At 73.2% G+C, this 21,932-nt stretch carries 17 protein-coding genes; 14 read left to right on the top strand and 3 right to left on the bottom strand.

Going from position 1 to position 21,932, the window contains the following annotated elements; genetic code table 11:
- The first annotated feature begins 94 nt into the window (after window positions 1-94).
- From LN042_RS34880 to LN042_RS34855, 6 genes are all read left to right on the top strand, one after another.
- The gene (locus tag LN042_RS34880; protein WP_230055477.1) at window positions 95-1,873 is read left to right on the top strand and encodes a DUF2637 domain-containing protein; all 1,779 of its coding nucleotides are present in this window, start codon (window positions 95-97) and stop codon (window positions 1,871-1,873) included.
- A gap of 99 nt (window positions 1,874-1,972) precedes the next feature.
- Window positions 1,973-3,271 (top strand): DUF6986 family protein, encoded by a 1,299-nt coding sequence (locus LN042_RS34875; protein WP_230055478.1) that lies wholly within the window; start codon window positions 1,973-1,975, stop codon window positions 3,269-3,271.
- Window positions 3,272-3,358: 87 nt separating this feature from the next.
- On the top strand, window positions 3,359-4,018 hold the full coding sequence (locus LN042_RS34870) for a YigZ family protein (protein ID WP_230055476.1): 660 nt from the start codon (window positions 3,359-3,361) through the stop codon (window positions 4,016-4,018).
- A gap of 230 nt (window positions 4,019-4,248) precedes the next feature.
- Window positions 4,249-4,608, top strand: a complete 360-nt coding sequence (locus tag LN042_RS34865) for a cupin domain-containing protein (protein ID WP_230055475.1) — start codon at window positions 4,249-4,251, stop codon at window positions 4,606-4,608.
- 169 nt (window positions 4,609-4,777) lie between these two features.
- The gene (locus LN042_RS34860; protein ID WP_230055474.1) at window positions 4,778-6,706 is read left to right on the top strand and encodes a hypothetical protein; all 1,929 of its coding nucleotides are present in this window, start codon (window positions 4,778-4,780) and stop codon (window positions 6,704-6,706) included.
- Between the two features lie 172 nt (window positions 6,707-6,878).
- A complete protein-coding gene (locus tag LN042_RS34855; RefSeq protein WP_230055473.1) occupies window positions 6,879-8,495 on the top strand; it encodes a restriction endonuclease in 1,617 nt (538 codons plus the stop codon).
- A 24-nt stretch (window positions 8,496-8,519) separates the two neighbouring features.
- On the opposite strand, the gene LN042_RS34850 is transcribed toward LN042_RS34855, so the two are convergent.
- The 3 genes from LN042_RS34850 to gabT form a co-directional block, all read right to left on the bottom strand.
- Window positions 8,520-9,281, bottom strand: coding sequence for a MarR family winged helix-turn-helix transcriptional regulator (locus tag LN042_RS34850; RefSeq protein ID WP_230055472.1), 762 nt, complete (start codon window positions 9,279-9,281; stop codon window positions 8,520-8,522).
- Window positions 9,282-9,359: 78 nt separating this feature from the next.
- Window positions 9,360-10,076, bottom strand: a complete 717-nt coding sequence (locus tag LN042_RS34845; protein ID WP_230055471.1) for a phosphatase PAP2 family protein — start codon at window positions 10,074-10,076, stop codon at window positions 9,360-9,362.
- Between the two features lie 423 nt (window positions 10,077-10,499).
- Window positions 10,500-11,840 carry a 4-aminobutyrate--2-oxoglutarate transaminase gene (gene gabT / locus LN042_RS34840; protein ID WP_230055470.1) on the bottom strand — a complete coding sequence of 447 codons (1,341 nt, stop codon included), beginning with the start codon at window positions 11,838-11,840 and terminating at the stop codon, window positions 10,500-10,502.
- A 294-nt stretch (window positions 11,841-12,134) separates the two neighbouring features.
- Here gabT and LN042_RS34835 point away from each other — a divergent pair, with 294 nt between their 5' ends.
- From LN042_RS34835 to LN042_RS34800, 8 genes are all read left to right on the top strand, one after another.
- Window positions 12,135-14,192, top strand: coding sequence for an ATP-binding protein (locus tag LN042_RS34835; protein ID WP_230055469.1), 2,058 nt, complete (start codon window positions 12,135-12,137; stop codon window positions 14,190-14,192).
- Window positions 14,193-14,535: 343 nt separating this feature from the next.
- Window positions 14,536-16,152, top strand: coding sequence for a PucR family transcriptional regulator (locus LN042_RS34830; RefSeq protein ID WP_230055468.1), 1,617 nt, complete (start codon window positions 14,536-14,538; stop codon window positions 16,150-16,152).
- A 103-nt stretch (window positions 16,153-16,255) separates the two neighbouring features.
- Window positions 16,256-17,698, top strand: a complete 1,443-nt coding sequence (locus tag LN042_RS34825; RefSeq protein ID WP_230055467.1) for an aldehyde dehydrogenase family protein — start codon at window positions 16,256-16,258, stop codon at window positions 17,696-17,698.
- A 235-nt stretch (window positions 17,699-17,933) separates the two neighbouring features.
- On the top strand, window positions 17,934-18,383 hold the full coding sequence (locus LN042_RS34820) for a hypothetical protein (RefSeq protein ID WP_230055466.1): 450 nt from the start codon (window positions 17,934-17,936) through the stop codon (window positions 18,381-18,383).
- Window positions 18,384-18,453: 70 nt separating this feature from the next.
- Window positions 18,454-18,909 (top strand): hypothetical protein, encoded by a 456-nt coding sequence (locus tag LN042_RS34815; RefSeq protein ID WP_230055465.1) that lies wholly within the window; start codon window positions 18,454-18,456, stop codon window positions 18,907-18,909.
- Between the two features lie 146 nt (window positions 18,910-19,055).
- On the top strand, window positions 19,056-20,285 hold the full coding sequence (dxr, locus tag LN042_RS34810) for a 1-deoxy-D-xylulose-5-phosphate reductoisomerase (RefSeq protein WP_230055464.1): 1,230 nt from the start codon (window positions 19,056-19,058) through the stop codon (window positions 20,283-20,285).
- Between the two features lie 72 nt (window positions 20,286-20,357).
- Window positions 20,358-21,662: a M50 family metallopeptidase gene (locus tag LN042_RS34805; RefSeq protein WP_230055463.1), complete on the top strand. Its 1,305-nt coding sequence runs from the start codon at window positions 20,358-20,360 to the stop codon at window positions 21,660-21,662.
- Between the two features lie 120 nt (window positions 21,663-21,782).
- Window positions 21,783-21,932, top strand: a 150-nt coding sequence (locus LN042_RS34800; protein WP_504871039.1) for a flavodoxin-dependent (E)-4-hydroxy-3-methylbut-2-enyl-diphosphate synthase, incomplete at its 3' end; no start/stop codon positions are given.

Here is a 21,932-nt window from a genome sequence, read left to right as displayed (position 1 = left end):
GAGGGGCTTCTGCCGGTGGGGGAGCGCACGGTGCGGAAGGAGTCTCCGAGTAGTATCCGGGGCGTCCACGTCGAACTCAGGGGTTGATCATCGAATGGCACGTCCATCCCTTACCCGTGCGCACCGTGCGCTGCTGGGCGTAGTGGCTGTCGGTGCGTGCCTGATCTCCGGGATCGGCTTCGCCGGGTCGTACTCGGCGGTGCGTGCGCTGGCCCTGCACAAGGGGTTCGGCGAATTCTCGTACGCGTTCCCGATCGGTGTGGACGCCGGCATCGTGGTGCTGCTCGCGCTGGACCTCGTGCTGACCTGGCTCCGAATACCGTTCCCGCTGCTCCGCCAGGCTGCCTGGCTGCTGACGGTGGCGACCATCTCGTTCAACGCCGCCGCCTCCTGGGGCGATCCGCTGGGCATGGGCATGCACGCGGTCATCCCGGTGCTCTTCGTCGTCGTGGTGGAGGCCTCGCGGCATGCGGTGGGGCGGATCGCGGCGATCTCGGCGGACCGTCACATGGAGTCCGTCCGCCTGATGCGCTGGTTGCTGTCGCCGGTGCCCACCTTCCGGATGTGGCGGCGGATGCAGTTGTGGGAGCTGCGGTCGTACGACGAGGTCGTGCGCCTGGAGCAGAATCGCCTGGTCTATCGGGCCCAACTGCGGTTCCGGTACGGGCGCGGCTGGCGGCGTTCGGCGCCGATCCAGGCGCTGCTGCCGTTGAAGCTGGCCAAATTCGGCGTGCCGCTCGACATTTCGGTGTTGGAGCGGATGGACCCGCCGCCCGCGACCGCTGCCATGCTGGAGCGTGAGGCGGTGGAGACTGCGGACCACGAGGCGGCGGCGCCCGGAACGGGTGCGGACCCGCTGGCCCAGGCCGCCGCGGTGGGGCCCACCTTGGCGAAGCTGGCTGCGGCCCGGTGGCGGGAGGGCCAGCCGGGGCCCGAGGCGGTCGCGCAGCCGGAGCCGGGGGTTCGTCAGCAGACGCCGGCGACGGAGCAGGCTGTGCCCAGCCGACCCGGTCGGCCGGTCGCGGCGCTGCGCGACATCAGGGCCCAACTGCCCGTCGATGCGGCGGCGACGCAGGAGATGACGGGCGGACCTGGTCGGCAGCAGCCCGGCGCCCCGGCGACGGCTGCCGCCGAGCGCCCCGCAGGCCAGCCTTCACCCTGGTTCTCGACGCGCCCGGTGGCGGAGGCGGAGGCCCCCGCGGCTGCGCCGCCGGCGCACCCGGTGCAGCCCTCGCACCCCGCGCCGCCCTCGCACCCCGTGCCGCCGGCGCACCCGATGCAGCCCTCGCACCCCGTGCAGGGTGACCAGCCGGGTGTCCCGACTCCGGCGGGTGGCCTGGCGGCCCCCGCCAATGCCGTGACCCCGCAGTCCGCGCACGCGGGCCGGCCGCAGCCGACGGTCGCTCATCTGCTCGCACTCGCCGAGAGCCGCGGCCAGGCGCCGGTGGCGGAGCAGCCCGAGCTGGAGTTGGGCACCGCACCGGTTCCTGCTCCCCAGCAGCACGCGGCGCAGCCCGGTGGCCCCGTGCGTCAGCCCGAGGCCCCGCAGGCCGTGGTGCCGCGGCCCGCTCCGGCACCGGTTGCACCGGCTGGCCCGGCGGCGGACAACGTCTTCGCCCCGCGAGTGCCGGTGCCGCCCCAGGACGAGCCGGTCGGCCCGCGTGGCGAGCTGACCGTGGACCTCGCCGTCGAGGCGCTGATGGCCTACCAGGAGGAGAAGGGCCACGATCCCGACGAGGAGAGGTTGGCGCACTACCTCTTCACCGAGTACGGGGTGACCGGCCGCCGCCCCGGCGTGCCGGCGAGCCGCGGCGAGATGTCCCGGATCTGGCCCTACCTGCAGGACCGCTACGCCACGCTCGGTCGAGACTGAGCGGAGTGGCTCGGGTCGGCTGGTGAACGCCCATTGACGCTCGCGGCGGTCCGTGGCTACCGTCGCATCAACAATCTGTTGAAGCGACTGGAGGGCAGCATGTCCGGGGTCGAGCAGACTGACGGCGCGTGGGCCGGACCGGAGCGGGTGACCTTCTCGCCGTCCGCGACCGCCGAGGTGGAGGCGCTGCTCGGCCCGGTCGACGCCGAGCTGGCCCGCCGCTACCCGGGTGATCCGAGCAGCAGGCAGCCCGTGCACACCGTCTACGTTCCGGCGGACGTCTTCACTGCCGACACCGTGGCGGACTGGGGCCGACAAGCGCTGGAGGCCCTGGACGCGCATGCCGGCACTCCGGCGGCGCTGGCCGGGGCGCTCGGAGTTCCGTCCGACGAGCTGATCACCGACGTGCACGCCCGAGTCCGGAGCAAGTTGCTGCGCGAGCCGATCGAGGACCTGCGGATCGACTTCGAGGACGGGTACGGATCGCGCCCCGATGCCGGGGAGGACGCCGAGGCGGTGCGAGTGGCCCGACTGGTGGCCGCCGCGGTGACCGACCGCAGCGCGCCGCCCTACCTCGGTGTGCGGTTCAAGTGCCTGGAGGCAGCGGCCCGCGCCCGCGCCATCCGGACCCTGGAGCTGTTCCTGGGCACGCTGCTGGCGGAGCACGGCGAACTGCCCACCGGACTCGTCCTCACGCTCCCCAAGGTCAGCCATCCGCGGCAGGTGTCCGCGCTGGTCCGGCTGTTGACGGACTTCGAGGAACGGGCGGGGCTACCTCTCGGCCGGATCGGCTTCGAGATCCAGATCGAGACCACCCAGGCGATCCTGGGCGCCGACGGCCGAGCCACCGTGGCCCGGCTGATCGAGGCGGCCGAGGGGCGGGCAACCGGTCTGCACTACGGCACGTTCGACTACAGCGCCGCTTGCGGAGTGAGCGCCGCCTACCAGAGCACGGACCACCCGGCGGCCGACCACGCAAAGGCCGTGATGCAGGTGGCAGCTGCCGGTACCGGCGTGCGGCTCTCGGACGGTTCGACCAATGTGATCCCGACCGGCTCCCAGGAGCAGGTCACTGCCGCCTGGCGGCTGCACTACGGGCTGGTCCGCCGGTCCTTGGCCCGCGCCTACCACCAGGGCTGGGACCTGCACCCGGCGCACCTGCCCACCCGCTACGCGGCCGTGTACACCTTCTACCGCGAGGGCTTGAGCTCCGCGGCGGACCGGCTGACCGCGTACCTGGCCAAGGCCGGCGGCGCGGTGCTGGACGAGCCGGCCACCGCCAGGGCACTCAGCGGCTACCTGCTGCGCGGACTGGACTGCGGCGCCGTCGACCCGGCCGAGGTCACCGCGCTCACCGGGCTCGACCGCCCCCGACTGGAGGCGCTGCGCGCCCGCTGACCGGCGAACGGCGGCGCGGGGCAGCCCGGACCCGTGGATGGTTAGGGTGGCCGGGACCGTGTTTCCGCCGTTCGGAGTGCCACTGCCATGTCGCAGCCAGATCCCAGGCCGTACCTGACCCTCCGGGCGGACGGCAGCCATGAGATCGAGGTGAAGCGTTCGCGCTTCATCTGCCATCTCGCCCGGGCCGGCGACGAACAGGCGGCGCAGCAGTTCATCGCCGGGATCCGCAAGCAGTACTGGGACGCCCGGCACAACTGCACGGCGTTCGTGGTCGGGGCCGACCAGCGCCGCGAGCGGTCCAACGACGACGGCGAGCCGGCCGGGACGGCGGGCGTGCCGATGCTGGAGGTGCTGCGTCGGCGGGGCGTCACCGACACCGTGGCGGTGGTGACCCGGTACTTCGGTGGAGTGCTGCTCGGTGCGGGCGGCCTGGTGCGGGCCTACGGCGGCGCGGTCTCGGCGGCGCTGGACGAGCTCGGCCTGGTGGAGCGCCGCCCGGTCGCACTGCTGCTGGTGGCGGTCGACCACACCAGGGCCGGGCGGCTGGAGAACGAGCTGCGGGCGGCCGGGCACGCGGTGCGCGAGTCGCACTACGAGGCGCGCGGGGTGCAGATCGAGGTCGGGGTACCCGAGCCGGAGTTGCCGGCCTTCCACGCCTGGCTCGCGGAGGCGAGCGGCGGTACCGCCGAGGCGGTGCCGGTCGGCCGGACCTTCCTGGAGGTCCCGTGGACGGAGCCGGTCTGAACTGCCCTGAACCGGTCCGAGCCGCTCTTGGGCCGCCAGAATCGGGTGGAGGCCAAGGGGAACCGGCCCCGGTACGGTCAGTGGACCGGACAGTCCAGGGGCCGACTGCGCGAACGAACCGCCGCAGTCATATGACTTTCGGACAAAGCGTGTTCCGGTGGGTTCCCTCCGTGGCGGTGGTCAGTAGCCTGTCATCCGTCGTCGAATCACACGGGAGAGCAGAAGCCGAGATGGCCGTCATCCGGACCGTCACCATCGCGCCAGGGGAGAGCACCGGCTGGCACTACCACCCGGCGATGGTTCGGGCCGTGCTGCTGTCGGGCGTGCTGACCCGGGTGTTCGAGGACGGAACGATCGAGACCACTCGGCCGGGGCAGTTCCTGATCGAGCTGCCGGACCAGCGGCACATCGGTCACAACGTGGGCCCGGACACCGTGGTGATCCTGGCGAACTATCAGCAGCGGGACGGTTTCCCGCTCGCCGTACCGGCCGCGCCTACCGAGCGGGGCGCGGCGGCCGAACTGGCCGTGATGGCACAGAGACTGGCAGACGGGAGCCTTACCTCGGTTTCCGGTGATCGCGCCGGATGACGGACAAAAGCCACTCGAACGAATGAATTGGGCCCGGGGCTGGAACTACAGCCGCGGGCCGCGGCGTTTTTCGGGCACGGACCAGTCGACAGCCGTCGGCCGCAGCCGTACGTCACCCCATCGATGGAGGAATCTCAGACCCCACCAGAGCACCACGGAGGCACCACCCATGAGCATCGAACGCGGCACCCAGCGCATTGCCGCCACCAGGCCCACCGCCCGCGAACCCGGCCCCGGTCCCGATCCCGGTGGTCCGCCCGGACCGGCCATGCCCTACCGGATGACGGTGACGACCCGTCAGCCCCACGCCGAGACCGTTGCACTGGCCGACCAGTGTCTGGGTTCCTGGCTCAAGCACGAGGGCTTTCCCGAGCCCCCGCCGCCCTCGTCCTCGGAGCTTTCCTCGCTCTCCGAGCCGCCCCCGGCCTTGGAACCGCCTCCGCGCCTTGAGGCGCCGCCGGCGTCGCGCTACGAGTCGCCGCCCGCATCCGAGCCCCCGGCGATGCCCGGCGAGCCGCCGCCCGAAGCCACCCACCGCACCGGGGTGCTTGACCCGACGCCGGTGCCGGCTGAGCGGATCCGCCTGGTCGACCGAGTGCTGCTCGACCGGGACGACGGACCGCTTGCGGCCGCCCCGGGCGCCACCCCCGGCCGTTACAGCCGCCGCCGGCTCCGGTTGCCCGCCCCGCACGGCACCTACCAGCTGACCCTCACCGTCGCTTCCGAGCGCGGCAGTCCCAGCTGGGTCTGCCTGGAGGCCGAGCACCTGCCGACCAGTCCCGGGCTGCGCACCCCCGCCCGGATCCCGGTGCCGGACCTCGTCCACCGCCTGTTGCCGCTGCTGGACGCGTTCGACGGGCCCGCAGAGGTCCGTCCGCAGCCCCTGCTCATCACCGCCGGGGAGGTCGACGGCCTCATCGACGAACTCTGCGACCCCACCCGCCGCCTGCCCACCGTGGTCGCCAGCGTGCCGGCCGACCTGGATCCGCGAGCCTGGACGACCGAAGTGCTGCACCCACTGCTGAGCGCGGTCACCGGCCTCGCGGTCGGCTACGTCCTCGATCCCGGTGCCCGGATCGCCTTCAACACGGCCCTTGAGTATCACACCGTCTACGGCGGAGCGGTGCGCACCTACCTGCCCGAGGTGGATCCCGCCTCCCGGCGGGACGCACTGCGCCACCTGGTGCTGCCACGGCACCGGATCGAAGGGCAGCCGCGCCGGGCCGCCGCCCTACTGGCCCGGGAGCCACGGCGGTTGGCCGCGCTGGCGCCGCTGCCCGAGCCGCTGGCCCGGGTGCCGGTGCTGCGCGTGCGGCCCAGCCAGCGCCGTTCGGCTCCGTCGCCCCAGCTGCCGGTGGCGCCCGCCGCGGAGCTGACCGAGCTGGTCGAGGAGTTGTCCCAGGCCCAACAGGCCGGGGCCGACGAACTGCAGCGGGTGCGTCGGAGCCTGCACCGCTCCTGGCGCCGGGAGCTCCACCTGCGCGCCGAGAACGAGCTTCAGGGCACGGCGCTGCGACGGGTCAGCAGTCAGTTGCGGGCCCTCAACAGCCGGCTCTGCCCGCCCGGCGAGGCGGCGCCCGATCCGGCGGTGCTGCTGGGCGAGGCACCGGCCGGGCCGGTCAACTTCGCCGAACTGCTCGAGCGCATGGGCGAGTTCCCGTTGGTCAGCTTCACCGGGGACCAGAAGGAGACGCTCGCGCTGGAGAACCGCATGGTCGGCGGCAACTGGGTCAGACTCACCTGGGAGGGGCTGACCGCGCTCCAGGAGTACGCCACCGTGGCGGTCCTCGGTGCCGCCGGCGGCGACTTCAAGCAGTGGTGCGAGCGGGCCTGGGGAAGTGGCAGCCGCTTTCCCCCGCGCAAGGCGGTGCGCGGGGAGTCGCGCACTGTCTGCAGCCACGCCAAGATGCGCCGGGAGCGGATGTTCGCAGTGCCGCCGTCGGTGGATCCGAGCGGCCGGGTCTTCATGGGCGCCCATCTGCGCATCGGCGGCGGTCGCACGGCCCCGCGGCTGCACTACCTGGACGACTGCTCGGGCAGCGGCCGCATCTACGTCGGCTACATCGGTATGCACCTCACCAACACCATGACCAACTGACCCGTCGACGTCACCGTCAACCGCGCGAGTGCGGGCGCGGGGCGGCGTGAGGGGGGAGGAGCGGCAACCTGGCCCATCGGACCCGGAAACGGTGGACAATGCTCTCGGGGGTATGCCACATGCCCGGCCACCCAAGAAGCGCCGGACGACGAGCACGGGGGACTGACCGCCGATGCAGGATTCCACCAAGCGTCAGTCGGCCCTCGACGCCGCGCTCAACCTCCGCAGTGGCTTCCTGGCCGCGGTCTTCGGCGGCGCGACCGAAGGCCCGGGGGCGGACGGACCGCAGGCCGATTCGGTGGCCAGTGGGTCGACCGGTGGACTCCCCGAGCAAGCGGTGGGCGAAGGCGAACCCGATCCACAGGTGGCCGCGCACGTCCGAGCCGCAGAGCTGACGCACCATCGGACGACCACGGTCCGTGCCGAGCGGCAGCGTCTGGCCGAACTGCTGGTCCGGCTCGCGCTGCCGGTCAACGCGATGGACTTCGAGAGCCAGCGCCGCACCTACGATCCCCGGCCCTACCCTGACGGGCCGTCGACCGAGGAGCGTGAGCCGACCTGGGCGGACTTCGCACCGCCGGAGCCCTCGGCCGGCGAGACCAAGCGGTTGCTGGACTCCGGTTACCAGCGGGAGCTGGCCCAGGCGCGGTTGGCCCACCAGCGCGCGCTGCGTGAGTGGCGGGCCGGACGGTCCACCGCCGCGGATCCGGCCGAGGCTGCGGCCCGGGCTGCACACGAGGAGGCCGAGCGGGCCAGGGCGCGCGCCGTGCAGGAGTACAACGACAGTCTGGAGGAGTGCCAACGGGCCTATCGGGAGGCCGAGCCGGCGGCCGTCGAGTCGCTGCTCGAGCGGGCGCTGGCCGCGGCCGAGGCCACCACGCCCGAGCTGCCGGCGCCCTGCCGGGCGGTCTTCCGGCCGATCACCCGCACGGCGGTGCTCGACCTGGACCTGCCGCCGCTGGGCCTGGTCCCTTCGCTGGACGGATACCGGCTCTCCCCGGAGGGCGACATCAGTCCGGTGCCGAGGGCCCCAGCCGACCGCGCGGCCGACTACCTGCGGCTGGTCGCCAGGTTGGCGCTGCGCGCCCTGCAGGCGGTGGACGCGGTCGACACCGACGGCATCCTCCTCGGTGTGGTGCTCAACGGCTGGCTGCGCGAGCCGTCCGCCAGCTGCCTGCTCAGCGTTGACGCTGACCGGGACGCGCTGGCCCGGACCAGGCTGGTGACAGAGGCCGAGCTGGTCGAGGAGGAGGGCGAGCCCGGGGTCTACGCGGCCGCCGAGCAGGATGAGGCACTCGTCCGGTTGCGGGACCTCGGGGCCGCCGTGACACCCGACCCGTTCGCCAGGGTGGCGGTGCGGCCGTGCGCCAGCGCGGGGGCCGCGGTGCCGGCGGTGGCGGACCTTTCGTCCGGGGAGTTCGCCCTGCTGGTTCGTGAGGTGCTCACCAAGGGTGGGCTGCGGGACTGGAGCGTGCGGTTGCGCGGGCAGGCGGGTCTGGTCGCGACCGGTGCCGGTGCCGCGGACAGCGAGCTGCCCGGCCGCTGGGTGGTCTGCGCCTCACGCCGGCCCGAGCCGGTGGGGGCGGCCGAGCTGGTGATGCTGGCGGAGGCCGTGGCGGAGGAGTCGGCCGCGCGCGGCCTCTGGCTGAGCACGGGAGGGTTCACCGACGAGGCGCTGGACATGGTCGAGACCCCCGGGTACCGCCATCTCCACCTCGCCGATGGGCCCGGCTTCAGGGCGATGGCCGAGACCCACCTCGGCCTGCCGCTCGCCGTCACGGGGGTGTGAACCGGCGGGATGGCCGCCGGTCGGTCACCCCGAGGCGGCCGGTCGGCGTGCCGTCCGCACGTACGCCGCCTCCGCGCGCCTGAGCACCGTCAGCATCACGGCGACCTCCGCCGGGTCGGCGGCGCTGAAGTACTCCTGCGCCACCTCCTGGCGGACCTGGGCCAGCCGCTCCACGGCGGCCCGTCCGGCGACGGTCAGCACCAGACCCACCGCACGCCGGTCGGCCGGATCGGGCACCCGCTCGACCAGCCCGGCCTGCTCCAGGGCGTCCACCACGGTGGTCGCCGAGCGCGGGGCGATGTTCAACCGGTCGGCCAGCTCGCTCAGCCGGATCGCCCGGCCGGGGGCCTCGCACCGATCGGCTCGCTCCAGCACCCGCAGTGCCCGGCCCTGCCCAGGCGTGAGGCCGTACGGCTCCAGGCGGTGCACGGTCCGATGGCGGATCCGCTTCATCGCCCGGTTCAGTTCGTCGGCCAGCTCCGCGATGTCGGCCGCTTCCGTGTCGCCGGCCGCCTCCGCGCTGCTGGCCCGCTCCGCGCTGCCGGCCGGCTCGACGCCGCCGGCAGGCTCGATGCCGCCGGTCACTTCGACGCTGCCCGCAGGCTCGACGCCGCCGGTCACCTCGACGCTGCCGGTCGTCGACTCGGCGGTCCCGGGCGGCCCGGCGCTGTCGGCCGACTCGATGGCCCCAGCGTGAGCAGGAGCGTCAGTGGTGTCAGCGGTGTCAGCGGGCTCAGCGGTGTCAGCGGTTCCGGGCCGGCGGGAGTCGGTGGACGAGCTGGACATGCGGGCTCCTCGGCGTTTCAGGTGCCGTCAGGGTAGCCCTCGGAGGCAGTACCGAGCCAGCCACATGATGAGCCAGGCTCAGCTTCCTTGCGTCGACCCTCGGCTCCCTTTCCCGGCTCGACATCGCAGGCTCGGCTCCACCGCAGCGCCCGCCCGCGCCGGCAACCACCGCAGCCACCGGGCCAGGCACCAGAGCACCAGGCCCGACAGGCACCAGCCACCCACCACATCCAGGAACCAGTGGTAGTCGCACCAGACCAACCCGGCGCCCACGCCCGCCCAGAGCAGCGCGGCAACGGCGGTGAACGGCCATGAACGGCGAACGGTGCGGCCCAGCAGCAGCGCCGCGACGCCGAAGCTGATGGCGGCCGTGGTGGTGTGCCCGGACGGGTACCAGCCCCACTCGTGGGGCTTCAGCGGCTCGCCGAGCGGCCCGGGGCGGGCGAACCAGGCCTTCGCCGGCACGACCAGCAACGGGATCAGCACGGCGGCGCCTGCGGCCACCGCCAGCGGCACCCACCGGTGCGGCCGGTCGGCGCGCCACAGCCGCCAGGCCGCGATCACGCCCGCAGCGAGCAGCACCGGGATCGCCGGAACGGTCGAACCGAGGTCGGAGAGCACGTGCGCCAAGCCGTCCAGCGGCCCGCTGTGCAGGGAAGTGCGCAGCTGAGCGGTGCCGTGTCGGATCGTGTGGTCCACACCGAGCAGTGGTCCGTCCACGGCCACCTGCCAGGAGACCGCCGCCAGTAGCAGCCCCAGCAGCAGCGGTACGACCGGCGCGGCGAGCAGCCGCACGGGGACGGCGAAGAGCCGCCCCGGAGCGGGGGGGAGAGCCCCGGGGCGGCTGGGGTGATCGCCGTTCCGTGCGCCCCGGGGGGTTTGGGCCGGACGGGCGGTCGATCGGTCCTGTGTGGGCGCCGTCGCCGACGCCTGGTTGTCATCTCGGGCCGGCATGCCGACCGTGGGATGAGGCTCGCTGTCCATCTGCTCTGACATTACGTCAAGCGGATTCGGCTCAGGCGGAGCCGAACCGGGTTCGCACAGCATCTTCACCTCAGTGGAGGCAACCTCCATCGGGTGTCGAACGTCTGCGCGCCGCCGCACCCGGCCGGTGAGGTGGCCCGGGCGCGACGGCGCGCGGCTTGCGACGCGGATTCGGACCCCGGCGGGCGCGAGGCACCCGGGCCCCGGACCCTGCGGGATCGGATCCCGGCGGTATCAGACGCCGGTGAAGGCGTTCTCGATGATGTCCAGGCCCTCGGTGAGCAGGTGCTCCGGCATCACCAGCGGCGGCAGGAAGCGCAGCACGTTGCCGTAGGTGCCGGCGGTCAGCACCACCAGGCCCTCGGCGTGGCAGGCCTTCGCCACCGCGGCGGCGACCTCCGGGTTGGGCTCCTTGGTACCCGGCTTGACCAGCTCGATGGCGATCATCGCGCCGCGACCGCGGACGTCGCCGATCACGTCGTACTTCTCCTGCATGGCACGGAGCCGGCCGAGCATGACCTCGCCGATCCGCTGCGCCTTGGCGTTGAGGTCGAGCTCCTTCATGGTCTCGATGGCACCCAGGGCGGCGGCGCAGGCCACCGGGTTGCCGCCGTAGGTGCCGCCCAGGCCACCCGCGTGCGCGGCGTCCATGATCTCGGCCCGGCCGGTCACGGCGGCCAGCGGCAGACCGCCGGCGATGCCCTTGGCGGTGGTGATGAGGTCGGGGACGATGCCCTCGTCCTCACAGGCGAACCACTGGCCGGTGCGGCAGAAGCCGGTCTGGATCTCGTCGGCGACGAAGACGATGCCGTTGGCCTTGGCGAACTCCACGATGGCCGGCAGGAAGCCCTTGGCCGGCTCGATGAAGCCGCCCTCGCCCTGGATCGGCTCGATGATGATCGCGGCGACGTTGTCGGCGCCGATCTGCTTGTTGATCATGTCGATCGCCTGGGCGGCGGCCTCCGCGGCGCAGTTCTCCGCGCCGGTCAGCCAGCGGTACGGGTAAGCCACCGGCACCCGGTAGATCTCCGGGGCGAACGGGCCGAAGCCCTGCTTGTACGGCATGTTCTTCGCCGTCAGGCCCATGGTGAGGTTGGTCCGACCGTGGTAGCCGTGGTCGAACACCACGACGGCGGTGCGCTTGGTGTAGGCGCGGGCGATCTTCACCGCGTTCTCCACCGCCTCGGCACCGGAGTTGAACAGCGCGGTGCGCTTCTCGTGGTCACCCGGGGTCAGCTCGTTGAGCTGCTCGGCGACCGCCACGTAGCCCTCGTAGGGGGTGACCATGAAGCAGGTGTGGGTGAACGCGGCCAGCTGCTCGGACGCCTTGTCGACCACGGCTGCGGCGCTGTTGCCGACGTTGACCACGGCGATACCGGCGCCGAAGTCGATCAGGCTGTTGCCGTCGACGTCCTCCAGCACACCGCCGCCGGCGCGGGTGACGTAGACCGGAAGGGTGGTGCCGACCCCGGCGGCGACCGCGTTGAGCTTGCGGGCCTGCAGCTCCTGCGACTTCGGGCCGGGGATCGCGGTGACCAGACGGCGCTCCTGCGGGAGCAGCGGTGCGGCGCTCATGTGAGGTATCTCCAGGGGGTCGGCTCGGGTTGGCTCGGTTATCGAGGCTAAGGCCGCCGCCGAGCCCGCGGCATGCGCCAGTGGGGAGCACTGCGCCGTCCGACTTGTCCGGCCCGGCCAGCGCCGCCGTAGCGCGGCCGAGCAGCCCCGCTCCACTACATTGAGCGCGGGCGTGTCGTCGGGCGGGCGGCACGGGTATCCAGAATGCCGGGTGCGTCGGGGCGAGGGAGCGGGGCCGCAATGGGACTGGACGGAACACAGGGCCAGCCGGGGCGACTCCTGGATCCGGGGGCCGTGCCACGGCAGGCCGGCGGGGGAGCGTGGCGACTGCGCGGGTGGCTGGCGCAGGAGCGGCCGGGAGCACCGGCTGGGGTCTACCGCAAGGGCTACCTGCCGCCCGACCCGGCGCTGCCGGAGGACGAGGAGGAGCGGCTCTCCACGCCCCTGCTGCTCTGGCGGGCGGTGGTCGGTGTGGCCGCCTACGGATTCGGCTACGTCTGCATCAGCTGGCTGGTGCTCAACGTCCTGGCCTTCCTGGGCTGGTTCAGCCCCAAGACCATGAGTCCGGACCAGTTCAGCACCATCGAGAGCCTGATCACCATCGTGATCCTGGTGGCCCTGATCCCCAGCTGCGCCCGGCTCGGCCGCTGGGTCGAGGTCTACCGCCGGTTCCTGTCGCCCAGCGGGTTCCGGCGGAACGTTCAGCCCGCCCTCCGCAAGGCGGTCACCGACGAGCGGCGGGACCAGCAGCTGGCCGAGGCCGCCGAGGCGGCCCTGTCCGCACAGGACCCCTGGGCCCCCCTGCGCGGGGCCGGGTTGGCGGGGGCCCTCGCGCTGCTCGACGCGGACACCCGGGCCAACCGGGTCAACGATGTCGACTACGTGCGCATCCTGCGGGTCCACCAGGAGGTCGCGGCGGACCCGGTGCTGCTGGCGCGGTTCGCGGAGCAGCTGGCGGCGCGGGGGGCGGGGGCCTGCGTGCACCCGTCGGAGCAGCGCGACGTGCCCGCGCCGCGGCTGGCCGAGCACGACCTGCTGGTGGGCCAGGTCAGACTGGGCACCGTGCAGGACGTGGTGAAGAACCCCGCCGCGCACCGGGGAGCCGCGTTCGCGCTGGACCGGGAGCTGCTGGCCACCTCGCTGCTGGCGGTGGGGCCGGCTGGAACCGGGAAGACCGCGCGGCTGGCCCGGCCGGTGGCGGAGGCGCTCTGCCTGCAGGCGCTGACCAGGTCGGCGTGCGCGGTGGTGGTCGGCGCGGCCGAGGCGGACCTGGGCCCGGACGCGGGGTACGACGTGGTGATCGCGCCGGGCGACCCGTCGTCGCCGTACGGCCTGGACCTGTACGGCGCGGCCGGCGACCCGGACGGCGCGGCGGCCCGGCTGGCGGACGCGCTGCTGCCGGACGAGCTGTCGGCCCGCACCGAGAGCGCCCGGATCGCGCTGCAGCAGGTGGTCGGGCCGTTCCACGCGGCGTACGGCCGCTACCCGGGGCCCCGGGAGCTGCGGGCGCTGCTCGGTGACGAGGAGGCCGCCTGGACGGGGCTGGAGGAGCGACTGCGGGCGGCCGGCCGCTGGGCGCCGCACGAGTCGGACGTGCAGCACCGCCGGGGCCGGCTGGGGCGGCTGGACGATCCGGGGTCGCTGCTGGCCGACCGGTTGGCGCTGCTGGACCGGCCGGCCTTCGCGGGCTGCTTCGACGGGACGGCGGCCGACAAGCCGGCTTTCGCGATGCGGGCGCTGGAGCACCCGCTCCGGGTGCGGGTGAAGCTGCCGGAGCGCAGCCACCCGGAGGCGGCCCGGATCCTCTCCCGGCTGGTGGTCGGGCAGTTCCTGCAGGCCGCGGCGGCGCGCTCGGACCGCTCGCTCTTCGCCGGCCTGGTGGTGGACGACGCGGCGGCGGCGCTGGACAACGCGGCGGTGCAGGGGCTGCGCCGGCTGCCGGGGGCGAACGCGGGGGCGGTGCTGCTGCTGCGCAGCCTGGTGGACCTGCCGGAGGCGCTGCGGGTACCGCTGTTCGGGGCGGTGGGCTGCCGGATGGCCTTCCCGGGGATAGCGCCGTGGGACGGCAAGTTGTTCTCGGAGGCCTGGGGGACGGTGCTGGTGCGGGAGCGGGCGGTGACGCTGGCACCCGACACCTCGGGCGGGATGCTGCGCAAGACCGGCCGGGTGTTGCGCAAGGTGCTGGCCGGGACCACGGCGCAGACCGAGAGCGTGACCACGCGGGAGGTGGAGCGGCAGCGCTGGTCGCCGTCGGACCTGGCGCACGCGCTGCCGAGCGGCCATGCGGTGGTCTCGCTGACCGCGGTGACGGGCGAGCAGGTGCCGCCGCTGCTGGTGGACCTGAGGAGCTGACGGCGGCCCGAGGCACGGACCGCAGCCCGAGCACTGGACCGCGCGCCCCGGAACGGACGGCGGCCCGAGGCACGGACCGCAGCCCGAGCAATGGACCGCGGGCCGCGGAACGGACGGCGGCCCGAGAGTTGGACGGCCACCCGAGGGTGCTGCGACGGCGCCCTGAGGGTCTGGCGGCGACCTGAGCGTTTGACGCAGGGTGACCGGCAAACTGGCTTTCGGTTAGCTACGCTCCGGTGGATTCGGTCTCACGGCTTGTCCGAAGCGTCCATAATGAAGGCGAAAGCCCCCGCTCTTCGCTCGGCTGCAAAGAGGCCGCCGGGTCGGTCCCACCGAAGGTGCCATGCCCCCCACACTCGCCTCCGTCGTGCGCAACTCCTCGCTCCATCTCACGGTCCTGGCCGGAGCGGATCACCTGGAGCGACCGGTCCGCTGGGTGCACACCAGCGAGCTGGACGACCCCACGCCGTTCCTGGAGGGTGGTGAGCTGCTGCTGACCACCGGGATCAAGTTGGGCACCAGCACCAAGAGCCTGCAGGCGTACGTGCACCGGCTGGCCGACGCCGGAGTGGTGGGCCTGGGCCTGGGGGTCGGCCTGTCGCACACCGAGGTGCCGCAGCCGCTGGTGGAGGCCGCCGCGCAGCGCGGGCTGCCGCTGCTGCGGGTGCCGGAGCCGACGCCGTTCATCGCGATCAGCAAGGCGGTCTCGGCGGCGCTGGCCGCCGAGCAGTACGAAGCGGTGACCACCAGCTTCGAGGCCCAGGAGGAGCTGACCCGGGCCGCGCTGGGCCAGAACGGCACGGCCGCGGTGGTGCGCCGGCTGGCCGCCCGGCTGGGCGGCTGGGCGGCGCTGTACGACAGCTCCGGCGCGCTCTCCGTGGTGGCCCCCGACTGGGCTGCCCGCCGGGCCGCCCGGCTGGCCACCGAGGTGGACCGGCTGCGCCGGCGCCCGGCGCCGGCCAGTGCCGCACTGCAGGGCCGGGCGCCCGGCTTCGACACCGCGGACGAGGACTTCGTGGTGGTCCAGTCGCTCGGTGCCGACCGGCGGGCCCGCGGTTTCCTGGCGGTCGGCACCGAGGACCGGATCACCCCGACCGAGCGCTACGTGCTGAACGCGGCGGTCGCTCTGCTCACCCTCACCCTGGAGCGTTCCCGCGAGCTGCGGCACGCCGAGGAGCGGATGGGTGCCGCGCTGCTGCGGCTGGTGCTGGCCGGTCAGGTGGGCACCGCCCGCCAGGTGGCCACCGGCCTGTTCGGCGGCCTGCCGGAGGGCACGATACGCATCCTGGTCGCGGGTGCGGGCCCGACCGGCGAGCGGGACGAAGCCGGCATGCCGGTGCACGACCTGACCGAGCTGGCCGAGCGTGCCGAGCAGGCCGGCGGCCGGGCCGGTGAGAAGCTGCTGGTGGCCCGCGAGCCGGCCCGGGACGTCAAGGAGGGCACCCCGCACGGCGAGCGCCTGGTGCTGCTCGCGGTGGACGGCGGCGCGGTGCACCGGGCGTGCCTGGGCGCGGTCGAGGAGCACGAGGGCCTGGCGATCGGGGTGTCGGCGGCGGCCCCGGTGGAGGAGGCCGGCAGCGCCTACGCGCAGGCCGAGCGGGCGCTGGCGGTGGCGCTGCGCGGCGGCCGCCGCTCGGTGGGGCACGAGGAGGTCGGTGCCGGGTCGCTGCTGCCGCTGCTCGGCGAGGACGCCGTGGCCGCGTTCGCCGAGGGCCTGCTCCGCCCGCTGCGCGAGCACGACCGGACGGCCCGCGGCGACCTGGTGGCCAGCCTGCGGGCCTGGCTGTCCCGGCACGGCCAGTGGGACGCGGCGGCCGCCGACCTCGGCGTGCACCGGCACACCCTGCGCTACCGGATGCGCCGGGTGGAGGAGCTGCTCGGCCGTTCGCTGGACGACACGGACGTGCGGATGGAGCTCTGGCTGGCGCTGCGCTCCGGCGAGGAGTCGGCCACTCTGTAAGAGCCGTGGTAGCGCACTGCGCCACCTTGGCCAATCCGTTTCACCCGGTCGGCCCCCTACCGTGGTCCGGTAATCCACCGACGAGGAGAGGGCCGGTAGCACCGTGACCACGACCCACGCATTCTGGCTGGCCGGGCGTCAGGCGACCGGCGAGTCCAGCTTCGAGGTCCGCCACCCCTGGGACGACAGTCTGGTCGGCACCGTCAGCGTGCCCACCGACGCTCAGGTGAACGAGGCCGTGGAGGCCGCCGTCGCGGCCCTGCCGGTCTTCGCCGCCACCCCCGCGCACGTCCGCGCCACCGCCCTCGACCATGTCGCCCGCCGCCTGGCGGAGCGCACCGAGGAGCTCGCCCGGCTGATCACGGCCGAGAACGGCAAGCCGATCAAGTGGGCCCGCGGCGAGGTCGGCCGGGCCGCCTCGGTGTTCCGCTGGGCCGCCGAGGAGGCCCGCCGGACCAACGGCGAGACCATGCGCCTGGACACCGACCCGGGCGGCGTGGGCCGGTTCGCCGTGGTGCGCCGCTTCCCGCGCGGCGTCGTGCTGGGCATCGCCCCGTTCAACTTCCCGCTGAACCTGGTGGCGCACAAGGTCGCCCCCGCGATCGCGGTGGGTGCCCCGATCATCCTCAAGCCGGCCCCGGCCACCCCGCTGTCGGCGCTGGTGCTGGGCGAGATCCTGGCCGAGACCGAGCTGCCGGCCGGCTCCTGGAGCGTGCTGCCGGTCGAGAACGCCAAGATGCCCGCGCTGGTCCAGGACGACCGCCTGCCGGTGGTCTCCTTCACCGGTTCGGACAAGGTCGGCTACCAGATCATGGACTCGGTGCCGCGCAAGCACGTCACCCTGGAGCTCGGCGGCAACGCGGCGGCCGTGGTGCTGGCCGACTACTCCAGCGAGGCCGACCTGGAGTGGGCCGCCACCCGGATCGCGATGTTCGCCAACTACCAGGGCGGCCAGTCGTGCATCTCGGTGCAGCGGGTGATCGCCGACGCCGCCGTCTACGACGCGCTGGTCGAGAAGGTGGTCGCCAAGGTGCAGGCCCAGGTCACCGGCGACCCGTCGGACGACGCCACCGACGTCGGCCCGCTGGTCGACGAGAACGCGGCCAAGCGGGTCGCCGACTGGGTCGGGGACGCCGTGGCCAAGGGCGCCAAGGTGCTCGCCGGCGGCACCCGGGAGGGCGCCAGCTACGCGCCGACCGTGCTCGCCGACCTGCCGGCCGACTCGATCCTGGCCACCGCCGAGGTGTTCGGCCCGGTGCTCTCGCTGCACAAGGTGAACTCCACCGAGGAGGCCTTCGCGGCGGTCAACGACTCCAAGTTCGGCCTGCAGGCCGGTGTCTTCACGCATGACGTGCAGACCGCCTTCCGGGCCCACCGGGAGCTGCAGGTGGGCGGTGTGGTGATCGGCGACGCGCCGTCCTACCGCGCCGACCAGATGCCGTACGGCGGGGTCAAGGACTCCGGCGTCGGCCGTGAGGGCGTGAAGTACGCGATGGACGACTTCACCTACGAGCGGGTGCTGGTGCTGACCGGCCTCGACCTCTGAGCCCGGTCGCGCCGACCGGTCGTCAGCACTGACGCACAGTCACCGAACCCCGTCGCCGTACTCCGGCGGCGGGGTTCGCTGTTTCCCCGTGTTGCCAGCAAGTTCCGAGATTTCACTACCTGTTGGTTCCCTTGACCGGTCCAGGTCAGCTGGTTACGCTCAGCGGCGGCTCGGCGGATAACTCGCCACCGAGGCGCAGCGCGCGGCCACGCACTTCGGCGTCTCGGGTGACAACGTGCAGATCATCGTCGACGCGCCAACCGGTGTGGTGCCGAAGGGCTTCAAGACCTCGTACTGCGCCTGGCACGACCACACCACGGTGAACGGCGCCGACCTGCCGTACACCAACATGCCGTACGTCGCGGACGCCGGCTCCGGTTGCGGTGCCGACTTCGTCGCGACCGGCTCCAGCGGGGTCAACGGCAACAGCGAGGGCGTGACCATCGTCGGCGGCCACGAGTACGCCGAGACCCTCACCGACCCGGCGCCCAGCAGCGGTTGGGTCGACGGCTCGGGCGCGGAGACCGGCGACAAGTGCGCCTGGGTCGCCAGCGGCCAGGGCGCTTCGTCGATCATCAGCATGAACGGTGCGAACTACGCCGTGCAGTCGCTGTGGAGCAACAACTTCAACAACGACGCCGGCGGCTGCGTGACCTCCTACACCAGTGCCACCAACCAGAACTGACGAAGCGTCAGCGGCGGCCCCGGCCGGCTCGGCCGGGGCCGCCGCCCCCGGATGGAGAGGCCGCCCCGAGGTGCGACGCCCGCTGCTCCTGCTCCCGCTGCTCCTGCTCCCGCTGCTCCTGCTACCGCTGACCGCCTGCGCCGGCTCTGCCCCGAAGCCGGCGGCCGCTGGGCCGGCGACCTCCACGCCGGCCGGCGCGGGGTCCGCGGCGGCCTCGGCCGCCTGCCGGAGCCTGCCCGACGCCGTGCTGCCGCACACCGACGGCAGCCTGGCCGAGACCGACCGCGGCACCTTCTGCCTGGCCCCCGGAAGCCGCCTCACCGTCTTCCTGACCAGTTCCGGGCCGCACGACTGGTCGCCGGTGCGCAGCTCCGACCCGGCGGTGCTGGGCGCCGTCCAGGCCCCGGTCACCGCGCCGATCGGCGTCACCGCCGCGCTCTTCGCCGGCGCCGCTCCCGGTAGCGCCGAGCTGACCAGTCAGGACGGCTCCGGAAAGACCTGGCAGGTGACCGTCCTGGTGCGTTGACCCCCGCCCGGACCGGCGTGGCCCGGAGGGCGAAGGGGCCGGGGAACCCCGGACGGCGCGGTCGGGGCCGGTCGCCGGGCCTGGATGCGGGCCCCGGCTCGGGATCCGGGCCCGGCGGGCGGCCCGGGCAGGCCACAATGGTCCCCATGAACTCGCTCGCCCATCCGCAGCTGCGCTTCACCCCGACCGTCGATGACCCGTCGGGTCCGCGGGAGCTGGTGATCCTCGGATCCACCGGTTCGATCGGCACCCAGGCCATCGACATCGTGCTCCGCAACCCGGATCGCTTCCGGGTGGTGGCGCTCTCGGCGGCGGGCGGACAGCCGGAGCTGCTCGCCGAGCAGGCCTTCCGACTGGGCGTGCACACCGTGGCGGTGGCCCGCCCCGAGGCCGAGCGGCCACTGCGCGCCGCGCTGGCCGAGCGCGCCGCCGGGCGCCCGCTGCCCGCCGTGCTGGCCGGTCCGGACGCCGCCACCGAGCTGGCCCAGCTGCCCTGCCACTCGGTGCTCAACGGCATCACCGGCTCGATCGGTCTGGCGCCCACGCTGGCCGCGCTGCGGGCCGGCCGGGTGCTGGTGCTGGCCAACAAGGAGTCGCTGATCGTCGGCGGCCCGCTGGTGAAGGCGGTGGCCGCACCGGGGCAGATCGTGCCGGTCGACTCCGAGCACGCCGCGCTCTTCCAGGCGCTGACCGCCGGCACCCCGCGCGAGGTGCGGCGGCTGGTCGTCACGGCCAGCGGCGGACCGTTCCGCGGCCGCAGCCGGGAGCAGCTGGCCGGTGTCACGCCCGGGGACGCGCTGGCGCACCCCACCTGGGCGATGGGCCCGGTGGTGACGATCAACTCGGCCACCCTGGTGAACAAGGGCCTGGAGGTGATCGAGGCCCATCTGCTGTTCGACATCCCGTTCGAGCGGATCGACGTGGTGGTCCATCCGCAGTCGGTGGTCCACTCGATGGTGGAGTACACGGACGGCTCCACGCTGGCCCAGGCCAGCCCGCCGGACATGCGGATGCCGATCTCGCTCGGCCTCGGCTGGCCGGACCGGGTACCGGACGCGGCGCCTGGCTGCGACTGGACCAAGGCCGCCACCTGGGAGTTCTTCCCGCTGGACGACGATGCCTTCCCGGCGGTGGCGCTGGCCCGCGAGGTGGGTACGCTCGGCGGAACCGCGCCGGCCGTCTTCAACGCCGCCAACGAGGAGTGCGTGGCCGCCTTCCTGGACGGGCGGCTGGCCTTCACCGGCATCGTGGACACGGTCGCCAAGGTGGTCGCCGAGCACGGCACTCCGGTCCGGGGAACTTCCCTGACCATGGAGGACGTCCTCGATGCGGAGAGCTGGGCCCGGGCCCGGACCCGCGAGCTGGCCGCCGGCTGACCAGGCGGTGTCAACCGGCGCGGCACCAAGGACGAAGATGGCCAGTGGGAGCGACATGACGGAGGACCAGCGGTGACTACAGCGATGACGGTGCTCGGCATCGTGGTCTTTATCTTCGGGCTGCTGGTCTCCATCGCCTGGCACGAGCTGGGCCACCTCTCCACGGCCAAGCTCTTCAGGATCCGGGTGCCGCAGTACATGGTCGGCTTCGGCCCGACCGTCTGGTCCCGCAAGAAGGGCGAGACCGAGTACGGCTTCAAGGCGATCCCGCTGGGCGGCTACATCCGCATGATCGGGATGTTCCCGCCCGGCGAGGACGGCCGGATCACCAAGCGCAGCAGCTCGCCCTGGCGTTCGATGATCGAGGACGCCCGGGAGGCCTCCTACGAGGAGCTGCTGCCCGGCGACGAGGACCGGCTGTTCTACACCCGCAAGCCGTGGAAGCGGATCATCGTCATGTTCGCCGGGCCGTTCATGAACCTGATCCTGGCGTTCGCGCTCTTCCTGGTCAGCATGATGGGCTTCGGCACGGTGATGAACCTGCCGACCGTCGACTCCGTCGTCCCCTGCGTGCTCCCGGTCAGCCAGGCCAAGGAGACCTGCAAGCCGGATTCGCTGCCTTCCGCGGCCGGGGCCGCCGGGCTGAAGTCGGGCGACACCGTCGTCTCCTTCGACGGCCACCCGATCAGCACCTACAAGCAGTTGTCGGCGGACATCCGGGACTCCGCCGAGAAGACCGTGCCGATCGTGGTCGAGCGGGGCGGCCGGCAGCTGACCCTGACCGCCACGATCCAGAAGAACACCCTCGCCAAGCTGGACCACAACGGCGACCCGATCCCGGGCACCGAGACGGTGACCGGCTTCCTAGGCATCGCGCCCACTTCCGGAGTGGTCCGGCTCGGTTTCGGCGACAGCGTCAGCCGGATGACCGAGATGGCCGACACCGGCGTGCACTCGCTGGTCGCGCTGCCCGGCAAGATCCCGGCGCTGTGGGACTCGGTGGTCAAGGGGACCCCGCGGCAGGCCGATTCGCCGGTCGGCATGGTCGGCGCGGCCCGGGTCGGCGGTCAGGTCTTCGCCCTGCACCTGCCGGCCTCGCAGCGGATCGCCTTCATGATCAACCTGCTGGCCGGGATCAACCTGTCGCTCTTCCTGTTCAACATGCTGCCGCTGCTGCCGCTGGACGGCGGGCACGTGGCCGGCGCGGTCTGGGAGTCGATCCGGCGGCGTGCCGCTGCGCTCTTCAAGCGTCCGGACCCGGGACCGTTCGACGTGGCCAAGTTGATGCCGCTGGCCTACGTGGTGGCCAGCATCTTCATCGGCTTCACCCTGCTGGTGCTGATCGCCGATGTGATCAATCCGGTCAAGATCAGCTAGTCCGACCGGTCAGGGGGCGTGCAAACGGGCCCGCGCGGGTGCCGTACCGTTGGACGCCGGGTGTGCGATTCCTGCCACCCGGCGTCGCCCGTCACCTCTACACCGGGGAAACCTGCGCACATGACCGCGATCTCGCTCGGCATTCCGTCCCTGCCGCTCAAGCCGCTCGCCACTCGCCGGGTGTCCCGGCAGATCATGGTGGGCAATGTGCCGGTGGGCGGTGACGCGCCGGTGTCGGTGCAGTCGATGACCACCACGCTGACCGCCGAC

Origin of the sequence: Kitasatospora humi, assembly GCF_020907985.1 — a bacterium.
Taxonomy (GTDB): Bacteria; Actinomycetota; Actinomycetes; order Streptomycetales; family Streptomycetaceae; genus Kitasatospora; species Kitasatospora humi.
Note: the sequence above shows the minus strand (reverse complement) of the source record. Positions and strands in the feature narration are given on the sequence as shown.